The organism is Oleiphilus sp. HI0080 (genome assembly GCF_001635135.1).
Window position 1 is genome coordinate 1 of the sequence record NZ_LWFU01000797.1, and the last position, 236, is coordinate 236.

General features: G+C 41.9%; 1 protein-coding gene. It reads right to left on the reverse strand.

Annotated elements, in window-relative coordinates; genetic code table 11:
- On the reverse strand, positions 1-134 hold a 134-nt coding region (locus A3751_RS16295; RefSeq protein ID WP_197466421.1), incomplete at its 3' end, for a peptidylprolyl isomerase.
- Between the last annotated feature and the right edge of the window lie 102 nt (positions 135-236).

Here is a 236-nt window from a genome sequence, read left to right on the forward strand (position 1 = left end):
ATCACTCGGTGAAAAATGACGCCGTCGTAAAAGCCGTCTTTTACATAGCTTTCAAAGTTTTTCGCTGTTACTGGGGCATTCTCATGGTCCAATTCAAGCTTGATGTCACCGTAATTTGTCTTCAATAAAATCATAGTCATTCCGTGCGTTAACTGGTTTTCGGCTTGGTTTGAATTAGGCCAAGCAACTCGCGGCGGATTGTACAGTGTTGTTGGAAGATACTAAATACTTGAGTG